Origin of the sequence: Pectobacterium atrosepticum, assembly GCF_000740965.1 — a bacterium.
Lineage (GTDB): Bacteria > Pseudomonadota > Gammaproteobacteria > Enterobacterales > Enterobacteriaceae > Pectobacterium > Pectobacterium atrosepticum.
Genome location: NZ_CP009125.1, coordinates 3,460,763 through 3,482,617, shown reverse-complemented (window position 1 = coordinate 3,482,617; position 21,855 = coordinate 3,460,763). Strand labels below are relative to the sequence as shown.

Sequence of the window (21,855 nt, the reverse complement as noted above, 5' to 3'; positions counted from 1 at the left end):
CAGTGGATGCCGGACAAAAATGAAGGAAATATGGAAGATGTGTCAGGGTTTGTAGGAAAAAAAATCCGGCAGTGTAAGACTGCCGGACCGAGATAAGAATTTTATAACGCGATGAAGGGTTACAGCACCAGACCGGCGATAGACGCGGAAAGGATGCTCACCAGCGTGGAACCGTAAACCAGCTTCAGGCCAAAACGGGAAACCACGTTGCCCTGTTGCTCGTTCAGGCCTTTAATCGCACCGGCAATAATACCGATAGACGAGAAGTTGGCGAAGGACACCAGGAACACAGACAGAATGCCCACGCTGCGCGGAGACAGTTCGCCTGCCACTTTTTGCAGTTCCAGCATCGCGACAAATTCATTAGAAACCAGTTTGGTCGCCATGATGCTACCAACCTGAAGGGCTTCGTGAGACGGGATACCCATGATCCAAGCGAACGGGTAGAACACGTAGCCAAGGATTTCCTGGAAGCTGACGCCGAAAATGGCGCTGAAAATCGCGTTGACCGCGGCAATCAGGGCAATGAAGCCGATCAGCATGGCGGCGACGATAACGGCCACTTTGAAGCCCGCCAGAATGTATTCGCCCAGCATTTCAAAGAAGCTCTGGTTTTCATGCAGAGTACCCAACTGCAATTCCGGCTCTTCACCGACTTTGTAGGGGTTAATCAGCGACAGCACGATGAAGGTACTGAACATGTTTAGAATCAGCGCGGCAACGACGAATTTGGCATCCAGCATAGACATATACGCACCGACGATGGACATCGAAACGGTGGACATGGCGGTAGCGGCCATGGTGTACATGCGTTTTTCGGACATTTTGCCCAGAATATCTTTATAGGCAATGAAGTTTTCGGACTGGCCGAGAATCAATGAGCTGACCGCGTTAAATGATTCCAGTTTGCCCATGCCGTTCACTTTGGACAGGACGGTACCAATCGCGCGGATGATGATCGGCAACACTTTGATGTGTTGCAGAATACCGATTAGCGCGGAAATGAAGACGATAGGGCAGAGCACTTTGAAGAAGAAGGAAATCAGGTTCTTCTCACTATTCACCATGTCACCGAATACGAAGTCTGTCCCTTGGCCTGCAAATCCGAGTAATTTGTCGAAGACTGCTGCGAACCCTTTGACGACACCTAACCCAACGTTTGAGTACAGGAAGAAGTAAGCGAGCAGAATTTCGATGACGAGTAGCTGAATAATGAAACGAATACGAATGCTTTTACGATCGCGGCAGACAAGCAGCGCCAGCGCCGTAACAACAACCAGCGCCAGAATAAATTGCGCAATATGGGACAAGGACATGTGTGCTCCAAATATGAGGCAGGCCAAATTTTCCACGTCATTTTATGTAACGCGTGCACTAAAAATGAGAGGAAGGACGCAAAAAAACAATTATAGCTTGGGATTTTATCTAAACTAAATGCTACGTCTCGTTATTTGCGCATTTCTGTTCATTCATTATTCTTATTCCACACAGAAAGTTACGCCGCCATACTTTGGATTGCAGACTGGCGGTTTTTTCATGATGTTTTCTGCATGATTCAAAAGGAGAGTGATTATGTCAGTATCAAATACCACACGCGAGCTTGGACGTTCAGGAATTGTGGTTCCGCCCTTTTCTTTCGGCGGTAATGTTTTTGGCTGGACGGTCGATGAGGCGACGTCGTTCAGCCTGCTGGATGCACTGGTAGCGCATCGGCTAAATTTCATTGATACCGCTGATGTTTATTCGCGCTGGGCACCCGGCAATCAAGGCGGTGAATCTGAAACGATCATCGGCAACTGGCTGAAAAAAAGCGGACAGCGCGACAAGGTCATTCTCGCTACCAAAGTCGGCATAGATTTGGGCGATGGGAAGAAGGGGCTATCTCCTCGCTATATTCGGCAGGCGGTCGAGGCCTCATTACAACGCTTGCAAACTGACTATATTGATCTCTATCAGGCACATACTGACGACAAAGATACGCCGCTGGAAGAAACGCTGGCTGCGTTTGATGCGTTAATTAAAGAGGGTAAGGTACGCGCGATAGGGGCGTCCAACTACAGTGCGGCGCGTCTGGACGAAGCGCTCAAAGTCAGTAAAGCCAATCATCTGGCGCGTTATGAAACCCTGCAACCGGAATACAACTTGTACGATCGGCAAGGCTACGAGGCTGCGTTAGAGCCGCTGGTGCGTGAGCAAGGCGTCGGGGTCATTAGCTATTATTCGCTGGCTAGCGGATTTCTGTCAGGAAAGTATCGTCAGCCGAAGGATGCGTCGAAAAGCGCACGCGGGCAGGGGGTAGTGGAAAAATACCTGAACGAGCGCGGTCGCACTATTTTGGAAGCGCTGGATAGCGTGGCGAATGCGCATCAGACGACGCCATCGCAGGTCGCGCTGGCATGGTTGATTGCACGTCCAGGCATTACGGCCCCGATCGCCAGTGCGACGTCGCTGGAGCAGGTCGCTGAGCTGGCAAGCGCGACGCGGCTGGTGTTGCCAGTAGAAGATATTGAGCTACTGAACCGCGCAAGTCGTTACTAATAAATAGAACGTTTTTTGAATACGAGTCTTTTTATCGTACTTGTTAAATTAATTAACAGGACAGACCGCTATGAAGGACGATGTAACCTCAGAAAGTCGCATTTCCATTGATTCTCACGATCTTATCAGAACGCTAACCCGCATTGTCGGTAAGCCCCATATCTTAACCGATAAAAATAAAACAGAGCGTTATCGCAAAGGCTTTCGCTCGGGTAGCGGGGAGGCACTGGCGGTGGTTTTTCCCGCTTCGCTACTTGAGCAGTGGCGGGTATTTAAAGCCAGTATTGAAGCGGGTTGTATTGTGCTGATGCAGGCCGCTAATACGGGATTAACTGAGGGTTCTACCCCGAGCGGTAATGATTACGATCGGGAAATCGTGATCATCAATACCCTGCGCTTGGATAGCGTTCAACTGCTGGATGAAGGACGACAGGTTGTAGCGCTGCCGGGAAGTACTCTGTGGCATCTTGAGCGCGTATTGAAACCGCTTGGGCGTGAACCGCATTCTGTGATCGGCTCTTCGTGTATTGGCGCATCGGTGATTGGGGGAATTTGTAATAACTCCGGTGGTTCTTTGGTTCATCGTGGCCCAGCCTATACCGAAATGGCACTTTACGGCCGGGTTAACGAGCAAGGTCAGGTGGAGCTGATCAACCATCTGGGGATCAATTTGGGTGATACGCCGGAAGCGATTCTGACCCGTTTGGAATCGCAACAGTATGACGTGAAGGACGTGATTTATGACGAGCGTCAGGCATCTGACCACGACTATATTGAACGTGTGCGGGATGTGGATGCAGACACGCCGTCGCGCTTTAACGCCGATGAACGCCGCTTGTTTGAGGCCGCTGGCTGTGCAGGAAAACTGTCGATTTTTGCCGTGCGTCTGGATACGTTTCCGGCGGAAAAATCCCAACAGGTTTTTTATATTGGGACTAATCAGCCGCAGGTATTGACGGAATTACGCCGTCATATGCTCGCAGATTTTAAAAATCTGCCGGTGGCGGGTGAGTATATGCACCGCGATATATTCGATATCGCCGAAACATACGGCAAAGATACGTTTATGATGATCGATAAACTGGGTACGGATAAATTGCCCTTATTTTTTAACCTGAAAGGGCAGGTGGACACGATCTTTAGCAAAGTGCCTTTCCTTCCGTCGCATCTTGTTGATCGTACCATGCAGTTTCTCGGCCGCCTGCTGCCTTCTCATCTACCGGCGCGGATGAAAACGTATCGTGACCGTTTCGAACACCATTTGATGGTGAAAATGGCGGGCGACGGCATTGATGAAGCACATCGTTGGCTGGAAGAATATTTTCATGATGCCGACGGCGAGTTTTTTGTCTGTACGCCGGAAGAAGGTGCGAAGGCCTTTCTGCATCGCTTCGCAGCAGCGGGAGCCGCGATCCGTTACCATGCAGTACACAGCAATGACGTGGAAAATATCTTGGCTCTGGACATCGCTCTGCGGCGTAACGACCGTGAATGGTTCGAGCATTTACCGGCGGATATTAGCGATATGCTGGTACATCGGTTGTATTACGGTCACTTCATGTGCCATGTTTTTCATCAGGATTATATTGTGAAGAAAGGCGTGGATGTTCATGAACTGAAAGAGAGAATGCTGGCCTTACTCGATCAGCGCGGGGCGGAATATCCGGCAGAGCACAATGTTGGTCATCTCTATCAGGCCAAACCACAGTTGAAAGCGTTTTATCAGAAAAGCGATCCTACCAATAGCCTGAACCCAGGAATAGGCAAAACCACTAAGCTGAAAAACTGGGGCTGTACCGGCTGTGAAGAGCACCATACCAACCATTAAATAGCTGATGCCGCTAACGGGCGTGTTGTGTCCGTTAGCGGGATGGCTTAATGCGTTTCACCGTTTTTAGCCCGTCGGCTGTCCTGCGTGACAGGTCAGAATGGGTCACCGATCGGGACGAAAACGTGTCGTTAGTGTGCCTCTGCGCCGTCGTCTTCAAACCAGGCAGCCAGTTCGCGCCGCAGGTTATCTGACTGGGTGCCGAAAATAGCCTGCACCTGATGACCGACAATAATCACGCCGATAGCACCGAGCTTTTGCAGACTGTCGCTGTTGACTAGACGCAGGCTGTGAACCTCGACCCGCAGTCGGGTAATGCAGGCATCCAGACTGACGATATTTTCTTTGCCGCCAAAGGCGTTCACCAACTGCTGCAAATTCTCTTTGTCTAGCGGTGAAGCGATTTCAATCTCGGTAATTTGCTTACCCAACATTGATGCGAACAATTTCCGAAAATTGTGAATCTTGCCCATCGTAGTCACCTCTTCGTTTGTTTATCAGCGTGCGTATGATAATGCCGCTCACCTAACATTACTGTTAGGCGACACACGGTGATGAGGTTTCGTCGAAACATCCATCACGGTGGCCGCCTAATATTGCGATGCTTAACTGACAAGCATGAGCTTTACTGTAGTGCGCGGCGGAGAATCCGACAGCCGTAGCCTGACAGGTCGAGCGCCCCTGAAAGCGTGCTGCCCGTGGTCATTTCCTCGTAGGCGGCAGGCAGCGTAATGTACTGCGGTGTTGCCGTGTAATTCTGTACGAAGATAAACTCACTTTCCCCGTCATCGCGACGATGAGCGACAATGCCGTAAGGCAGATCGGTCGGCAGCGCACGCGGTAGATCCTGCGTCTTTATCAGCGTGGTGAAGAAATCACGTTGGAAGGCGAGATCGTTGCGCGACGCGATGTAATAGGCCTGACCCTTGCCATAATCATTGACCGTAACGGCTGGACGTCCTGCATAGAAATCGCTGTCATAGGTCGCCAGTGCCCGCGCGCCTTCCAGATGAATCAGCTCGCACAGATGGGTGACCTGATACGGGCCAACCAGACGTTGCTCATTACCATCCAGACCGCTGATGCTGTTGCTTTCATGATCGTACAGCCCGTCGATTTCTTCCGCCCAGATCCCCATGATAGGACGAAGTGGGCCAGGGAAACCGTTTTGGTGGCACAGATCGGTTTCGTTAACGACGCCCGACCAGTAGGTGGTGACGAAGCGGCCACCTTGTTTGACGAAGGCATCGACACGTTCGGCAAAACCATCGCGCACCATGTAGAGCATCGGTGCAATCACGACCTGATAACCGCTGAGGTCGACATCGGCGTTGATGATGTCCACCGCCACGCCCTGTTCCCAGAACGTCCGATAATGATCGGTGACGGTTTTTTCATAGAACAGCCCTGCATTGCGCGGTCCTTGAGCATTATCCATCGCCCAGCGGCTTTCCCAGTCGAAAATAATGGCGACTTTTGCGTCAACTCGGCTGCCTGCGACAGGGGCGAGTTTATTGAGTATGTCACCCAACTCCTGTACTTCGCGCCCGACGCGGGTATTGATGTGCCCGACATGATCGACGACGGCACCGTGGAATTTCTCGACGGAACCGCGGCTCTTACGCCACTGGAAATACTGCACGGAGTCTGAACCGTGCGCGACCGCCTGAAGCGAAGACAGAATGTGCATACCCGGCTTTTTCAGCTTGCTGATCGGCTGCCAGTTGGTCAGGCTCGGCGTTGATTCCATCAGGTAGAAGGGCTTTCCACCTTTCAGCGTGCGCATCAGATCGTGATACATCGCGGTATAGGCGCCCAGCGTGCAGTCATCTTCCGCGTTATGCCACAGCGGGTAGCTGTCCCAAGAGATAAAGTCGATCACCTTCGCCAACTGCCAGTAGTCGTAATCATAGAAGTATTCCATGAAGTTCGTCGTCGTTGGCAGAGACGGGTTTTCGGCTTTTAGCGGCGCAATTTCTGCGGCACAGAAATCACTAACCTGTGAGGTGTTAAAGCGTTTCCAGTCCAGATTCAGGCCGTGAATAGAGACTTCACCAATCGGTGACGGCGGTTCTAACTGTGACCAGTCGGTGTAGGTGTGGCTCCAGAAGGTGCTCCACCACGCTTTATTCAACGCCTCTATCGTGCCGTAGCGCGCTTTCAGCCAGCTCTGGAAAGTGCTGCGGCAGGTATCACAGTGGCACTCGCCGCTGTATTCGTTGGAAATGTGCCAGCCGATCACCGCAGGATGATGCGAGTAGCGTTTTGCCAACTGGGTGTTCATTTGTTTTACTTTTTCGCGATAATTCGGCGAACTCAGGCAGTGGTTGTGGCGACCGCCGTGCAGCGCCTGTACACGGTTGCTACCCACGCGCAGCACGTCCGGGTATTTTTGCGATAGCCAGGCTGGACGAGCACCGCTGGGTGTTGCCAGAAAAACGAAGATCCCATTGGCATACAGCGTGTTGAGGATGCTGTCCAGCCAGCCAAATTCGTAGCGACCTTCTTCCGGCTCAATCCCAGACCAACTGAAAATGCCCACGGACATGACGTTGCACTGGGTCTGCTTCATCATCTCAATGTCTTTTTCCAGTACCTCTGGGTTGTCTAGCCATTGGTCAGGATTATAGTCAGCACCGTGCAGCAGAACGGGCACCTTGCTGCTTAGTGGGGGGAATTTGAACATCGTTCTCTCCTAAACGGGTTGTCAACGTGTTGAATTCGGTTTACGTATTCGAGATAGCGACAATGTGCTTTACACGGCGATGATGGGTAGATCGTAAAGACGCTGTGAATACATCCCTGTACGCTCGAGTTGCGCCATCCCTGGCGCAAACGCTTTACTCTTCTATCCCATTATCGCCGCTCTTGTTCAGTTAAACGGGTTGTCAACGTGTTGAATTCGGTTTGCGTGCTTAGCGCTGATTGAACACTTTGATGGAAGGCAGGACGTTGCCTTTGCAGTCGAACAGCGCCTGGTTTTCGCGTGCGTTGCCTTCCTTCCATTCATCGTTGTTATATTTCATGCCAGCTTTCGTAGCCCAGGTTGCGCCGGGGGTAGGCAGCCAGATTGGCTCCCAATAGAAGATGCCTTTGCCGCGCTGGTTGGGCACGTTGATGACGCTTTGCATCAGATCGTGCAGGTAATTGGCTTGACCCTGTACGGAAGCCGGATAGCCGCCTGCATCCAGCTCTTTTTGCTGGAAGCTGTTTTCGGCGTTATCGCAGTTTTCCAGCGTATAAGCATAGGCGGCTTCAACCACGATGATGTCTTTATTGTAGCGCTTGGTGACGTCGTTCATGTTGTACTGCAACGCGCTGATAGGGCCATTCCAGTAGGTGTAAAACGAGGCTCCGATCACATCGAATGGGACATTGCGTTTGACGATTTCATCAAACCACCAGATGAAGGTGTCGTTTTTGGTGCCTTCTGCCAGATGCAGCATGATTTTGACGTTATTAGCGCCTTGTACGTCCTTCACGCCCTGAATACCGGCTTTCAGTAACCCAGCGAGGCGATCGAACTCGCCGCCACCCTGACCCCAGCTTTTTCCTTCCGGCCACAGCATCCCGCCGTTCAGTTCGTTACCAATCTGCACCATATCCGGCATGACATCTGCTTTCTGGAATTCGCTAATGGTGGCTTTAGTGTAGTCATGTACGGCAGTGGTGAGCTGTGCCACGTTTAGGCCAGACCACGCTTTGGGTTTGTTTTGGTGGGCTGGATCGGTCCAGAAATCGCTGTAGTGGAAATCTAGCAGCACTTTCATGCCGTTGGCTTTGGCACGTTTAGCCAGCGCCAGTGTGGTGGCTAAATCGTTGTTGCCGCCGCCATAACCGTTGCCCGCGGCATCTTTCGGATCGTTCCAGATGCGCAGACGAATGTAGTTAATCCCGTTCTCTTTCAGAATCAGCATGGCGTCTTTCTGTTTGCCATGCTCGTCATAAAATTTTCCGCCGTGCTTTTCTACTTCATTCAGCATGGAGATATCCGCGCCTTTAATGAAGTCGGCAGGGATGTTCGTCAACGTGTTGATCGTCACATTCTCTGCGGCATACAGGGTTTGCGGCAGGGAGACGGTCAACAGGCCAGTTGCCAGCATGGCGGCCATCAGTACGCGTTTTTTCATTTTCATTTTACGTTCCTGGAGTAGGTACAGATGTTGAGTTATTACCCTTTGGTTCCGCCTGACGTCAGGCCGGAGACAAAGTACTTTTGCAATGAAAGATAAAGAATGGCGACCGGCACCGCGATCAGTACGGCACCGGCGGCGTAGGTGGTGTAGCTAGCGCCCATCTTCTGCGCGACCAGGTTATAAAGCCCGATAGGTAGCGTGTACTGGTCTGGCGTGCGCAATATGGTACTGGAGAGAATGAAGTCACCCAGCGGACCAGTGAACGAGAACAGGGCAATCACCGCGATGATTGGCTTGGACAATGGCATAATAATTTCGATAAAAATGCGGAAGTTGCCCGCGCCGTCCATACGTGCAGACTCATCCAGATCTTTCGGAATGGCATCCAGATAGCCTTTCATCAGATAGGTGTTCATCGGGATCATGCCGCCGACGTAAACCAGCACCAGCGCGATATGGCTGTTCACTAGCCCCAGCATCTGCGCCAGTACGAAGATGGCAATCAGCGCGGAGAACTGCGGAATCATCTGCAACAGCAGAAACAGCATCAGCCCGTTCTGGCGACCGCGAAAGCGGAAGCGAGAGAATGAATACGCGGTGAAACTGACGCTGACAAGCGTCAAAATCATGGTCAGGAAACTGATTTTCATCGAATTCCAGTACCAGGCGGCATAGTCAATCTGGCCGTTAAACAACTCCTCGTAGTGAATAAAAGAGAAGTTATCCGGAATGATCGACGTGTTGAGCAGGCTGCTGCCCGGATTAAGCGACGCGCCTACCGTCCAGATCAGCGGATAAATAATGATGACGGCCACTATCGTCAACAGCAGGTAGGTCAGACCGAGTTTGATAAAATTCTGGCGTTTTACGCTGTGTTTTTTCATCTGCGCGCTTTCCTATGCCATGTTGTCTTGTTTGAAGGAGTTGGTTGCGCGGAACTGCCACAGCGCGATTCCCACGACAAAAATCGACAGCAGAATCGTGATGCTGGCCGCGATCGCATATTGGGATGAAGACATCGTCAGCTTATAAATCCACGACACCAGAATATCCGTCCCACCCGCGTTAGAGCCGATCACCGCCGGACCACCGTTGTTGAACAGATAAATGATGTTGAAATTATTAAAGTTGAACGTGTACTGCGTGATGATGATGGGGGCAATGGAATAGAGCACCAGCGGCAGCGTGATGGTGGTCAGCTTGTACCAACTGCTGGCACCGTCAATGGTCGCCGCTTCGTACAAATCGTCAGGAATAGCCTGCAATACGCCGGTGGTCATGGCGAACACAAACGGGAAGCCTAACCAGGTTTGCATTAGGATCAGCGCGGTTTTGGTCCAGAACGGATCGGTCATCCACGCCTTAGGCTCAATCCCCAGTGCGGCCAGAATACCGTTATTAATCACGCCAAACGTTTCATTAAACATGCCCGCGAATACCAGAATGGTGACGAAGCCCGGTACCGCCCACGGCAAGATTAGAATGGTGCGGATCAGCGGTTTGAAACGTAGGCCTTTCTGGTTCACCAAAATCGCCAGCAGGATACCCACGGCGCACTGGAGTGTGGTCGCAATCAGCGTCCAAATTACCGTCCATTGCAGCACGTCAAAGAACGTGGATCGCCAAAGGTCGAGTCGGAAGATGTTGATGAAATTCGTCATCCCCACCCAGTCGACCAGCTTGGCTGGCGGCGTGTGGTAGAGGTTGTAATTGGTAAAGGCAATGGAGAAGCCGAAAATAATCGGGAAAACCACGACAAACACCAGCAGGATAAAGCCGGGCGTGATCATCAGATAAGGGAAACCTTCGCTCAACAGCATCTGATATTGCTTCTTCACGCTGTTCAACGGCAGGCCTTTATCACGTCTGGTGCCGCAGACGTAGGCATCGCGCAGGCTGTAATAGTAGACGCCGACACCAAAGGCGGCGACGATCACACTGATAATGCCTTTTGCCAGCAGAAAAATAGAGTGATCGCGCGGCAGTTCGGTGCCTAGCGTGATAAGCCCCCAGGCGCCGTTCCGCAGGAAATCATGGAATATGCCGATGAAGCAGACCATGACGATAAAGAAAAGCGCACCTTTGACGAACTGGCGATTATAAATCTGTCCGAGTCCGGGGACGAGCGCCAGCAATACAGCCGTTCTGGCGTGGCGACGTTCTCTCTCTTGTGGCGTAAGGCTGCTGGCGTTGACGGTCACATCTACCTCCATTTTCTTAAAAACATGGGTATCCCCACATCCCGAAACCGAGTGGGGATAAACAAGGGGATCCCATGTTGACCCAGGTGGTGCAGTGGTTTACTGGTTACTGTGGTTAGCGTCGATCTGCATTTTTATTACCTTCACGGCTGATTCCAGCGCCGCTTTGGTGTCTTGTTTGCCCGTCACGCTCAGTTGCAGCGCGCTGTTGGCTGGCGTCCAAACTTCCTGCATTTCTGGTACGCTCGGCATAGGGACTGCATAGCCAGACTGGATCGCGACAGCACGGGATTTTTCGTCATCCTTAATCAGCGGATCGTCAACTAGTGCGGCGATCGGCGGGATTTCACCAGTCAACTGGAAGCGAATTTTGGCGTACTCCGGCTGATTGATGAACTCAATGAATTTCTGTGCCAGCTCTTTGTTTTTGGAGTAAGTGGAGATGCTGTAGCCTTTCACGCCCAGCAGTGAACGCGGGTGTTCGCCGTTTGGCAGCAGCGGCAGGGGGGCAACGCCATAGTTTACGCCCGCGTTTTTGTACGGTTGGAATGCCCACGGACCGGTAATCACGGCAGCAGCTTTTTTCTCGGTAAACAGGGAGTCGATGGCGTTAGCACCGGTTTCACCAACGATGCCGGGCGGGAACAGGCCATCGGCGTAGAATTTCTTGATGTAGTTGACGGCGTCGATGGTGGCTTGTTTATCCAGACCGATGTCTTTTACATTCGGTGATCCGTTGCTGTTCTGGCCGAAAATGTAGCCGCCCATCCCAGCGATGACGCCATAGGCGTAATAAATCTCGTCAAATTTCGCCAGCAGACCATAGCGACCTTCGGCACGCTGCTGTTTGGAAAAGGCGAACAGGTCGTCGAATTTTTCCGGCGGTTGTGGCATCAGGTCTTTGTTGTACACCAGTACGGTGGTTTCAACTGCTTTCGGTACGCCGTACAGCTTACCGTTATAGGTTTGCGCTTCCAGTGCGGGTTTGGTGAAACTCGACAGGAAAGTCTGATCCAGCTTCAGTTCGCTAATCAGCCCCTGAACCACGGCGGTGCCAACCTGATCGTGTGGCATCACTATTACATCCGGACCGATACCGGCTGGGCCATCCAGACGGAGTTTCTCAATCTGCTGAGCGTAAGGCGTTTCCAGTACTTTGATTTTGACATTATTCTGTTTTTCAAAGGCTTTGATCGCATCGGCGATACCGTCGGATTTCTTGATATCTTCCCATACCAGAAGTTCTTTGTCGGCTGCCAGCGCTGATTTGCTGAGCACGCCGGTGATACCCAGTGAAATCATAATGACGGTGGTCAGTGTTTTCATTTTCATCATTAGTCCTCAAAGCCCTGGTGGGCCCATCATGGTAGGAAATCGTTGCGTACTTGCCGCTCTCACCGTTTTTGTCATCCTTGTGCGATGTTGGTGTAACGTTACATCGCACGGCAGTACACAGCAGGGAATGAGGCATCTAAGCGTACGCGTTGTTTGGTGATCGTCGCTGTGTGGCACGTGACGCTTTATTGCGCGTTTCCCATAATCTAGGGTAACGGTTACACCAGTGGCGATTACATTAAGCAGAGTGCGCCACGTCTGCCAGCGAAACATGTAAAGGCTGTGATCTTATGCACAAAAGTAACCCCCTGTTTGTGCAAACGGTTACACCATGCTGTTATATTGCGATTATGCACCAGCGTGCAGGTAAGCCTGGCCGGATACTGATACGTCTGTAGGGGCTGCCGAGCCATTTTGAGTCGATGACCATCAGGCCGTTGTGACTCAGCGCTTATATTCTTAAAAGCAAAATTATCAAGAGGTTACCGTTATGGCGTCGATCCAGTTGGATAAAGTGAGTAAGCATTTTGGCAAAACGATTACGCTTCACGATGTGAATCTAACAATTGCAGATGGAGAGTTCGCTGTTTTTGTTGGGCCGTCTGGCTGTGGTAAGTCGACGCTGTTGAGAATGATTGCCGGACTGGAAGATGTCACGGGCGGTGACATCATGATTGATGATGCGGTAGTGAATGATGTTGCCCCTGCGCATCGTGGTGTTGCCATGGTGTTCCAATCTTATGCGTTGTATCCGCACATGACCGTCGCCGAGAATATGGGCTACGGCCTGCGCGTTAACGGCGTCCCGAAAGACCAGATTAAGCACCAAATCGAGATGGTGGCGAAGACGCTGCAACTCTCTCAACTGTTGGAACGCAAGCCTAAAGAGCTGTCAGGTGGTCAGCGGCAGCGCGTGGCGATAGGGCGCGCTATCGTGCGTAACCCGAAAGTTTTCCTGTTTGATGAACCGCTGTCGAACCTTGATGCGGAGCTGCGTGTGGATATGCGGTTGCACATTGCCAAGCTGCATCAGGAATTGAAAACGACCATGGTTTATGTAACGCACGATCAGGTCGAGGCCATGACGCTGGCCGATAAAATCGTGGTGATGAATTACGGTAAAGTCGAGCAGGTTGGATCACCGATGGAGCTTTACTATCATCCGGTTAACCAGTTTGTTGCGGGGTTTATCGGCTCGCCAAAAATGAACTTCCTGCCTGCGCAGGTCATCAATTGGACACCGGATAGCCTGACGGTCAATGTCGCCGAACAGCTACAGCTTGAGCTGCCGGTTCGTACCAGTGAACTGAGTGTTGGCAGTACGATAACGCTGGGGCTGCGACCGGAACACGTTTCACCGGAAGGTGAGGGGATTCGTTTGTCATTTGGTTGTGAAGTCGTCGAGCGTTTAGGCAATAGCACCTACCTGTTCGGCCAATGCTGCGGCATTGATAATTTCAAACTTCTGCTGGCGGGCGACAGCGCCTTCAAACCCTATGAACACATCGAGGTTTTCTTCTCTCCCACTAACTGTCTGGTATTCAACGCCGATGGTTTGCGTATCAGCGCTTAGTTAAGCGACTGAATCGCTAAATTTAAATAGCAAAATCCCCCTACTAAACAGCGCCCTTAGCGGGCGCTGATCCCGCACTGATAAAATCATCTATTGCGACATATGCCGCTGTTCTGTGTGTTCCAAGCGTAAAAATTCGCGCTGAGGTGTACATGGCCGTTGGATGAGCGGCATGGACGCCGCGAAAGCCTGCGCCGTGCTGGGAGCACGTCGCAGGCGGTCCGAGCAGCGGACATGGACACCGAAGGAACCGCATAGCGGCGCGAATCACGCCGAAAAGCCAGTGGTCAAGGCGCTGCGGCGACTGAGCGCGCCTTGTCGGGCGTGTGACGATATCACAGAGAAATACGGTGTTTAACACGCACGAAACCGATACGCAGCACCAGCATAGAAGTAAGCATTCGTATAATAATCTATAACGGAAAAAGGCTCTCCGCAGAAAGCCTTTTGGGAAATACCCGACGGGAATGATGAGCCCGTCGAGCTGAGGGTTAGTGCTGTATTACCACCAGGCTTCCGCTTGGATACCGAAATTGACAGTATTGCTGCGGTCGTCGTTGAAGCGGTTTCTATTTTCATTCCCACCGTCGAGGTAAGAAACGAAGAAGCGCAGTTCTGGGCGTGTCAGCATAGGAATATCGGCGCTGAAAGCGTGTGCCAGCGTGTATTTCTGGCCGCTGTATTTGGTTTCTGTTCCGGCTTTCCAGCTGTCTTTTTTCTGGTATGTGCCCGCTTCCAAATAGGTTTTCTGGTTCTTGGTCCAGGCATATTGGCCGCGACCTACCGCAGACAATAATTCGGTGCTGTCGCGCCAGCGGCTGATTTCATCTGCTTTACCATAAGTCAGAACATGGCTGAGAGAGATATGATCGGTGATTGGCAGGTCACCAGCCTGAATGACGCGATAGCCTTTGGCGCTGTCATTAATGCTCCAGACGTCATACCAGCCACCGCCCTGATCGACCATGTTGTGCGCCAGACCTTTGTCGGCGTATTGCAGCACCAGTTTTTGGTTGGACTTTAGGCCGGAAAAGTAGTGGCTGAGTTCGCCGGTGATCATCATCGAGTTCTTAGGATCGAATTTTTGCCCTTCCGCGAGGAAAATGTTCTTCTGCGTATCTGCTTCATTTGGCATCGCGTAGGAGATACCGAACTCTGTCCACGCGCCGTCCCACGGTTTCCAGCCTGCATAGCGTGCGTCCAGATAGTTGATATTCAGATCATTGTAGGTATCTTCTCTGGAAGAACACTCCTGACTGTTCAGGCTATTGCCACAGTCGACGTCCATGTTTTCGGCATCGGCACGGATCCAGGCAAAAGAGAACGCACCTTCGCCCGCTTTGACGTTTTCGATCCCAGCGCCCGCACCGGAGATATTCCAGTATTTGGTATCGATGATGTGCAAGTCATGACGCTGATAATAGCGTTTCCCTGCCCAGACGGTGGCATCCGGTAGGCCAGGTACAAAGCCCTTCGCCTGAAGATTTAACTGGCGCAGCCCAAACTCGGCATCGTCATTTTTTGTGGTTTCATTATCGTTCGAGCTGTTAGAGAACATGGAAATCATGCTGTCGAAGTAAAACGTTTTCCCATTTTCGTTATACAACTGCTGCCCTAACTGGATTTCGCCGTAGGTGTCATCCTCGTTACCTAATCTTCCCACATAACTCTTATCGGCTGTCTGTTGTTTTCCGTGGTTTGAAACACCCACGCCAGAACGGAAGTATCCTGAAAAATCGACAGAATAAGAAGGGGTTGCCAGCATTGCCAAACTCAGGGCAATGGATGTCGTCAGCAGTTTTCTTTTCATAATATACCTTTCGCTTATTCGGGTAAGAATGTGGATGTTCCAAATAACATGACGTGAACGGAGGTAAAACGTTTCCACTCATGGCGAAGGATTATGGGGGAATAAAATGCGGCGTGACATGATTGCTCTCACAAAATGCAAAAGAGTTACACCAAAAATTACACTAAGTTAACGGTGCTATAGGCCACTTTCGGTTTATTTATTAACGTTAACCTGATGTTATTCGCTATCTAATGGTGTGTAACTGGTTACACATTTTGCTTGTGTGCCTCAAATGCAGCATAAAATTTTTTTATACCAGAATCGGAAACGTTACATAAAAGGTGTAATGCGATGCTGAATAGGAAATATTTCTGGAATAGAAGGAAAGCGTGTCTGCTGAAGGAAGAGAGGAAACAAGGTGTGTGAATTCAGGAACGCAATGGCGCCGCTGCCTGTTCTGACGCGGAATATCGCATCAGGCAAGCAGCATTGATGAAAGGCCGTTATTTCTTGCTGATAGGGGGGCTTACCGAATGACGGCGTACCAGCGTCGGGCTAAACATATTCGTGGTTTCGTTGAGTTGTTTACCGTGGGATAACGCGATAGCTAATTCTGCTGCCTGAATGGCCATGGCGGACACCGGGTAGTGTACGGTGGTCAGGCGAGGGCGGAGGTAGCGAGCGATCAATACGTCATCAAATCCTATCACCGACATATCTTGCGGTACGTTGATGCTGTTATCACTCAGGACGGAAAGTGCACCCGCCGCCATAGAGTCGTTGTAGCACACCACTGCCGTCATGTTGCCGCCCCGACTGAGGAGCTCCATCATGGCGGCTTCACCGCCTAGTTCATCTGGTGATGCGCGTGCAATGAGGCGTTCATCTCGTGCGATGCCGTGCTCTTGCAGCGCATCCATATAGCCTTGCAGGCGGTCGACGGAGTCGGAAATTTGGTGATTAGAACAGAGAAAACCGATCTTCTGATGGCCTTCCTGAATTAAATGACGTGTCGCCAGCCAGGAACCATAGCGGTCATCAAGCGCAACGCAGCGGTTTTCATAACCGGGCAAGGTGCGGTTGATGAGCACCATATCCGGAATATGGCTCATCAGCGCTGCCAATTCCTCATCTGAAAGCATTTTGGCGTGAACGATCAGTCCCGCGCAGCGGTGGCGAATCAACTGCTCAATAGCTTTCTTTTCCTGCTCAGCATTGTGGTAGCCGTTACCAATCAGCAAGAAATTGCCGGTTGCCTGTGCAATTTGTTCGACAGATTTGACCATCGTACCAAAAAATGGATCGGATACATCCGCAACGACCAGCCCCATTGTCTCTGCACTTTGGTGTGCGAGCGCTCTGGCATTGGCGTTTGGATGATATCGCAGCTCCTCCATGGCTTTGTGTACGGCTTCCCTTGAGGCTGTACTGGCTTTGGGTGAGTTATTGATTACTCGCGAAACCGTAGCGACTGATACCCCTGATAGACGAGCAACATCCTTTATTGTGGCCATTGGCATTCCTGAACGGTCAAATGCGTGGTGAGGCGGACCGCAGCCTAACGCGCAAGTTAAAAGAAAAAATCGATTACTTATATTTATAAATGTACAGGTTTTTTGCGGATGTTACCTATCCGACCTCCTTTCCTTTTTGATCCAGACCGTACTTATGTGATCGCTATCAACAATCATCGGCCATTTCTCTCTTCCAAAATATCAATCTGAGGTTTAAATTTAGGGTAACCGATTACACTTATATGATAGCTAAACGATAGCTTCCTATCTTTATTCAGCATTATTACAGCTGTTTTATCCATGGCATATAGTGAAACTGATTACATTGATGGGTTTTTCTGGCTAGATGTACAGGTGTACCCAACGTCTCTTCCATCCCGCCGACGGGTTGTTAGCGCCACACCATTGGGGTTGTCGCCATCGCTGTACCGAATTCGTGTTTTGTATTGAGGAATAGCTTATGCAGTTTGAGCCAACTGAACATCCGCATCGCCGTTTTAACCCGCTGAAAGGCGAGTGGATTCTGGTTTCTCCACATCGGGCCAAGCGCCCCTGGCAAGGCCAGCAGGATGAACCCGATCGTGCCACACCACCGCCTTACGATCCGACTTGTTATCTATGCGCGGGCAACAAACGTATTACTGGCGATATCAACCCGCAGTATCAGAGTACGTTTGTTTTTACGAATGATTTTTCGGCACTGATGGAAGACACGCCGGATGCCCCGTCGGGTGATGATGAACTGTTCCGCGTGCAGCAAGCCCGTGGTGTCAGTCGTGTGATCTGTTTTTCTCCCGATCACAGTAAAAGCCTGCCACAGCTTTCGCTGTCAGCGCTGAAAGCTGTGATCGATACATGGAGCGAGCAAACCGCGGAGCTGGGCAAGCGCTATCCATGGGTGCAGGTATTTGAGAATAAAGGGACGATGATGGGGTGTTCTAATCCCCATCCACACGGGCAAGTTTGGGCAAATGATTTTCTGCCGAACGAAGTGCTGCGTGAAGATGAACAGCAGCGGGACTATTTTACTCGCCATGGCTCGCCGTTATTGCTGGACTACGTGCAGCGAGAGCAGGCTGACGGTGCGCGCATCGTAGTGGAAACCGAGCACTGGTTAGCGGTTGTTCCTTACTGGGCCTCGTGGCCGTTTGAAACGCTGGTACTGCCCAAATTCGCGGTGCAGCGATTACCACAGCTAAATGACGTTCAGCGTGACGATCTGGCTCTGATTCTGAAAAAGCTGACCAGCCGTTACGACAACCTGTTCCAGTGTTCATTCCCTTATTCGATGGGATGGCATGGTGCACCGTTTAAGGACGGGGACATCGCGCACTGGCAGTTGCATGCCCATTTTTATCCCCCGTTATTACGTTCCGCCAGCGTGCGCAAATTTATGGTCGGCTATGAAATGTTGGCCGAAGCACAGCGTGACCTGACGGCAGAGCAAGCCGCTGAACGCTTACGCAGCGTGAGTGATATCCATTTCCGTGAGCAAATTTGAGGTCATTTTATGAGCCGTATTGATTCTCTACGTCAGTTAACCGAGTCTGTTTTTGTCCGATTATTTGGCTATGCGCCGCACGCTGCGATTCAGGCACCCGGCCGGGTCAATCTGATTGGTGAGCACACCGATTATAACGATGGTTTTGTGTTGCCGTGTGCTATCGATTACCAGACGGTCGTCAGTGCGGCGGTGCGTCAGGATGGCATCGTGCGGGTAGTGGCAGTGGATTATGACAACCAGCAGGATGAGTTTGATCTTGCCAAAGCGATCGTGCCTCATTCTGAATACGTCTGGGCAAACTATATCCGTGGAACCGTGAAGTTTTTGCTGGCGCGCGGTCTACCCCTTAGCGGCATGGATATGGTTGTCTCCGGTAACGTGCCTTCCGGCGCTGGACTGAGTTCATCGGCTTCGCTGGAAGTGTCGATCGGGCAAACGTTTAAAGAACTGAATAACTTGGACATTAGCCAGTTGGACGTGGCGTTAAACGGCCAGCAGGCGGAAAACCATTTTGTCGGCTGTAGCTGCGGCATTATGGATCAGTTTATTTCCGCTCAGGGACGCGCGGGTCAGGCGATGTTGATCGACTGTCGCTCTCTGGAGGGACGTGCTGTGCGTATGCTTGACGGTGTCGACGTCCTCATCGTGAATTCCAATGTGCGCCGTGGATTGGTGGATAGCGAATACAACACGCGCCGCCAGCAGTGTGAAGCGGCTGCGCGTCACTTTAACGTCAAGGCGCTGCGTGATGTATCACTGTCGCAGTTTGAGGCGGGAATCGAGGGGCTGGATCCGGTAGCCGTTCGCCGTGCGCGACATGTTATTACCGAGAATCGCCGCACGCTGGAAGCAGCCGATGCGCTGGCTCGTCAGGATGCTCACCGCTTATTTACGCTGATGGCGGAATCGCATGTCTCCATGCGTGATGATTTTGAAATTACCGTGCCGCCGATCGATACGTTAGTGGATCTGATTCAGGATTATGTTGGAGAACGGGGCGGCGTGCGCATGACCGGCGGTGGTTTCGGTGGTTGTATTGTTGCCCTGATTCCTTCGGCGTTAACCGACGAAGTCAAACAGGTGATCGAGCGTGAATATCCGGCGCGTACCGGGCTTCAGCCGTCAATCTACCTGTGCCACGCATCAGACGGTGCTGGTCGCTTGAATTAAGTCTCGGCCGATAATAGCAAGCGAAAAGGGCTTTATGCGTAAAGCCCTTTTTACATTGATCCGGCTTAAGGCAACAGGAACACCGTTGCCAGCCCAAGGAAGATAAAGAAGCCGCCAGTGTCGGTGATTGCCGTAATCATCACGCTGGAACCGATGGCTGGGTCGCGGCCGAGTTTCATCATGACCAGTGGGATGGCGACCCCCATCAGCGCAGCGAGCAGTAAATTCAGCAGAATAGCCAACATCATCACGCCACCCATAGCGGGGTTGCCATAGAGCAGGAAGGTCACCACGCCCATAATCGTGCCCCATATCACCCCGTTTACCAGCGCAACGCCTAATTCTTTGAGCAGCAGATACGATTTTTTGCCGTGTTCAAGCTGATGCAGTGCCAGTGCGCGTACAATCATGGTGATTGTTTGGTTGCCGGTATTCCCACCGATACCCGCGACAATTGGCATAAGCGTCGCCAGTGCTACTAAATGGGATAACGTGTGCTCAAACAGGCCGATAACCCGCGAGGCAATGAGCGCGGTACAAAGGTTGACGGCTAGCCACGCCCAGCGATTGCGGAACGATTTATACACGGGCGCGTAGACATCTTCAGAAGGCGTTAATCCCCCTGAGCGTCGCAGGTTACTGTCGCTTGCCCGATTCACAACGTCGACGATATCTTCAATCGTCAGACGCCCCATGAGTTTCCCTTTGCTGTCTACCACGGCGCTGGAGATTAAATCGTAACGTTCAAAAGCCCCGGCGGCTTCTTCGACTTTATCTTCAGGCTGAAATCTCAACGGCTGAGCATCCATAACGTCAGTCACTAAAGCCTGAGGCGAGTGGAGCAAGATATTGGCCAGCGACAGCTCACCGATCAGCGTGTTTTTACGATCGGTTACGAACAGTTTGTCGGTGGAGTTGGGAATCTTTTTGCGGTAGCGCAGATAGCGCTGTACTGTCGCGAGCGTGACGTCGGCGCGCACGGTGATGAGTTTGAAATCCATCATGTGGCCGAGGCAGTCTTCATCATAATTAATGGCGGCACGTAGCTGCGCACGTTGCTTCGGCTCAAGTGAGGTCAGTATTCGGCCTAGCAGATGACGAGGGACGAGGCGAGAAAGTTGAGCCTGTTCATCCACATCCAGTACCCGAACTGCCCTCAGAATTTCCTTATCCTGCATATCACCGATCAGATCGTCGGAAATGCTGTCGGAGGCCTCAATCAACACGCGGCCACGTTTCGCTATCGGAATCAGCCGCCAGAGCGCCAGACGCTCATCCTGTGGTAACGATTCCAGCAAATCGGCCAGGTCGGCAGCATGTAAATCAATGATAAGTTGACTTATTTCTGCAGTTTGGTCGAGAAAAATACTCTTGTCGCGTAGCGTCGTTTTTTTGCTAGACGCTGTCTCGTCGTTTAGCCTCGCGTCGTCGCGTTCTGTTATACGCGGTTGCCGGTTGATAATGTCTTCAACCAGTTCTTTGTTTTCCAACAGCAGAAGGGAGATACGGCGCCGGAGGTTGGTAAGTTTTTTTACACTCGACATAACGTTTTGTGCTCGATCTGTTTTTTATCCGTGTTTGATTAAACGTAGCGCAAAATCAGTAGATTAAGAATAGGATTACCGGCGAATTGCAGTCTGAAAAAAGTATTGATGTCGTTCTTGCGTGTTTTTTATGGCGATTTTTACCTAACGCAAAACTAAATCGTTTGCTATTTAATATTTGGCGATATAGAGTCAATCTCAGAAACGTAACAGACACCCATGGCAGAGACGATGAACGACAACGCTTACAAACTGGATGGACAGCTGTGCTTTGCACTGTATTCAGCCAATCTGGCAATGAATAAGCTGTATCGCCGTTTGCTGTCTGAGTTGAATCTGACTTATCCCCAATATTTGGTCATGCTGATACTGTGGGAACGTGATGGGTTGACGGTATCTGAACTGGGTGAGCGGCTGTATCTGGATTCCGCCACGCTAACACCATTGCTCAAGCGGTTGCAAAGCGCAGGGTTAGTGGTGCGTAATCGGGGAACAGAAGATGAACGTCAGGTGCTGATCGGGTTAACCGAAGCTGGACGGGCACTTCAGCAACAGGCGCGAGCGATTCCTGAAAGCGTGTTTTGTGCGACGGAATGTCATCTTGAACAGTTACAGACGATCAAAAAAGATTTAGAGACGCTGCGTAAGAGCCTTATCGGGAATCTTTGACGATTTTAGTGGTTGCCTTGTGCACCGAGAAGAATGTTAGTTAGCATCTTG

The 21,855-nt window shown here is 51.3% G+C and carries 16 protein-coding genes; 6 read left to right on the top strand and 10 right to left on the bottom strand.

Annotated features, from left to right (window positions below; genetic code table 11):
* Window positions 1-119: 119 nt before the first annotated feature.
* Entirely contained in the window at window positions 120-1,310 is a 1,191-nt protein-coding gene (locus tag GZ59_RS15390) for a NupC/NupG family nucleoside CNT transporter (RefSeq protein ID WP_086935248.1), read from the bottom strand.
* Window positions 1,311-1,572: 262 nt separating this feature from the next.
* Between GZ59_RS15390 and GZ59_RS15385 the strand changes: the two genes are divergently transcribed.
* Both GZ59_RS15385 and dld read left to right on the top strand, forming a co-directional pair.
* Window positions 1,573-2,538, top strand: coding sequence for an aldo/keto reductase (locus tag GZ59_RS15385; RefSeq protein WP_011094704.1), 966 nt, complete (start codon window positions 1,573-1,575; stop codon window positions 2,536-2,538).
* A 70-nt stretch (window positions 2,539-2,608) separates the two neighbouring features.
* Window positions 2,609-4,366 (top strand): D-lactate dehydrogenase, encoded by a 1,758-nt coding sequence (gene dld / locus GZ59_RS15380; RefSeq protein WP_011094703.1) that lies wholly within the window; start codon window positions 2,609-2,611, stop codon window positions 4,364-4,366.
* Window positions 4,367-4,497: 131 nt separating this feature from the next.
* Here the strand turns inward: dld and GZ59_RS15375 are convergent, their stop codons facing one another.
* From GZ59_RS15375 to GZ59_RS15350, 6 genes are all read right to left on the bottom strand, one after another.
* Window positions 4,498-4,839 carry a PTS sugar transporter subunit IIB gene (locus GZ59_RS15375; protein ID WP_011094702.1) on the bottom strand — a complete coding sequence of 114 codons (342 nt, stop codon included), beginning with the start codon at window positions 4,837-4,839 and terminating at the stop codon, window positions 4,498-4,500.
* Window positions 4,840-4,991: 152 nt separating this feature from the next.
* The gene (locus GZ59_RS15370; RefSeq protein WP_011094701.1) at window positions 4,992-7,052 is read right to left on the bottom strand and encodes a beta-galactosidase; all 2,061 of its coding nucleotides are present in this window, start codon (window positions 7,050-7,052) and stop codon (window positions 4,992-4,994) included.
* A 229-nt stretch (window positions 7,053-7,281) separates the two neighbouring features.
* Window positions 7,282-8,502, bottom strand: coding sequence for a glycoside hydrolase family 53 protein (locus GZ59_RS15365; RefSeq protein ID WP_039292966.1), 1,221 nt, complete (start codon window positions 8,500-8,502; stop codon window positions 7,282-7,284).
* Between the two features lie 35 nt (window positions 8,503-8,537).
* Window positions 8,538-9,386 (bottom strand): sugar ABC transporter permease, encoded by an 849-nt coding sequence (locus GZ59_RS15360; protein ID WP_011094699.1) that lies wholly within the window; start codon window positions 9,384-9,386, stop codon window positions 8,538-8,540.
* 12 nt (window positions 9,387-9,398) lie between these two features.
* A complete protein-coding gene (locus GZ59_RS15355) occupies window positions 9,399-10,715 on the bottom strand; it encodes a carbohydrate ABC transporter permease (RefSeq protein ID WP_043878082.1) in 1,317 nt (438 codons plus the stop codon).
* Between the two features lie 87 nt (window positions 10,716-10,802).
* The gene (locus tag GZ59_RS15350; protein WP_011094697.1) at window positions 10,803-12,035 is read right to left on the bottom strand and encodes an extracellular solute-binding protein; all 1,233 of its coding nucleotides are present in this window, start codon (window positions 12,033-12,035) and stop codon (window positions 10,803-10,805) included.
* Between the two features lie 493 nt (window positions 12,036-12,528).
* On the opposite strand from GZ59_RS15350, the gene GZ59_RS15345 reads away from it, so the two are divergent.
* Window positions 12,529-13,611 carry an ABC transporter ATP-binding protein gene (locus GZ59_RS15345; protein WP_011094696.1) on the top strand — a complete coding sequence of 361 codons (1,083 nt, stop codon included), beginning with the start codon at window positions 12,529-12,531 and terminating at the stop codon, window positions 13,609-13,611.
* 502 nt (window positions 13,612-14,113) lie between these two features.
* On the opposite strand, the gene GZ59_RS15340 is transcribed toward GZ59_RS15345, so the two are convergent.
* A complete protein-coding gene (locus tag GZ59_RS15340) occupies window positions 14,114-15,421 on the bottom strand; it encodes a maltoporin (protein ID WP_011094695.1) in 1,308 nt (435 codons plus the stop codon).
* 485 nt (window positions 15,422-15,906) lie between these two features.
* Window positions 15,907-16,917 carry an HTH-type transcriptional regulator GalR gene (gene galR / locus GZ59_RS15335; RefSeq protein WP_011094694.1) on the bottom strand — a complete coding sequence of 337 codons (1,011 nt, stop codon included), beginning with the start codon at window positions 16,915-16,917 and terminating at the stop codon, window positions 15,907-15,909.
* A 460-nt stretch (window positions 16,918-17,377) separates the two neighbouring features.
* On the opposite strand from galR, the gene galT reads away from it, so the two are divergent.
* A complete protein-coding gene (gene galT / locus GZ59_RS15330) occupies window positions 17,378-18,418 on the top strand; it encodes a galactose-1-phosphate uridylyltransferase (protein WP_011094693.1) in 1,041 nt (346 codons plus the stop codon).
* Window positions 18,419-18,427: 9 nt separating this feature from the next.
* Entirely contained in the window at window positions 18,428-19,591 is a 1,164-nt protein-coding gene (gene galK, locus GZ59_RS15325; RefSeq protein WP_011094692.1) for a galactokinase, read from the top strand.
* 65 nt (window positions 19,592-19,656) lie between these two features.
* Here galK and mgtE read toward each other — a convergent pair whose 3' ends face one another.
* On the bottom strand, window positions 19,657-21,135 hold the full coding sequence (gene mgtE / locus GZ59_RS15320; RefSeq protein ID WP_011094691.1) for a magnesium transporter: 1,479 nt from the start codon (window positions 21,133-21,135) through the stop codon (window positions 19,657-19,659).
* Between the two features lie 219 nt (window positions 21,136-21,354).
* Here mgtE and GZ59_RS15315 point away from each other — a divergent pair, with 219 nt between their 5' ends.
* Entirely contained in the window at window positions 21,355-21,804 is a 450-nt protein-coding gene (locus GZ59_RS15315; RefSeq protein ID WP_039292959.1) for a MarR family winged helix-turn-helix transcriptional regulator, read from the top strand.
* The last annotated feature ends 51 nt before the right edge of the window (window positions 21,805-21,855 follow it).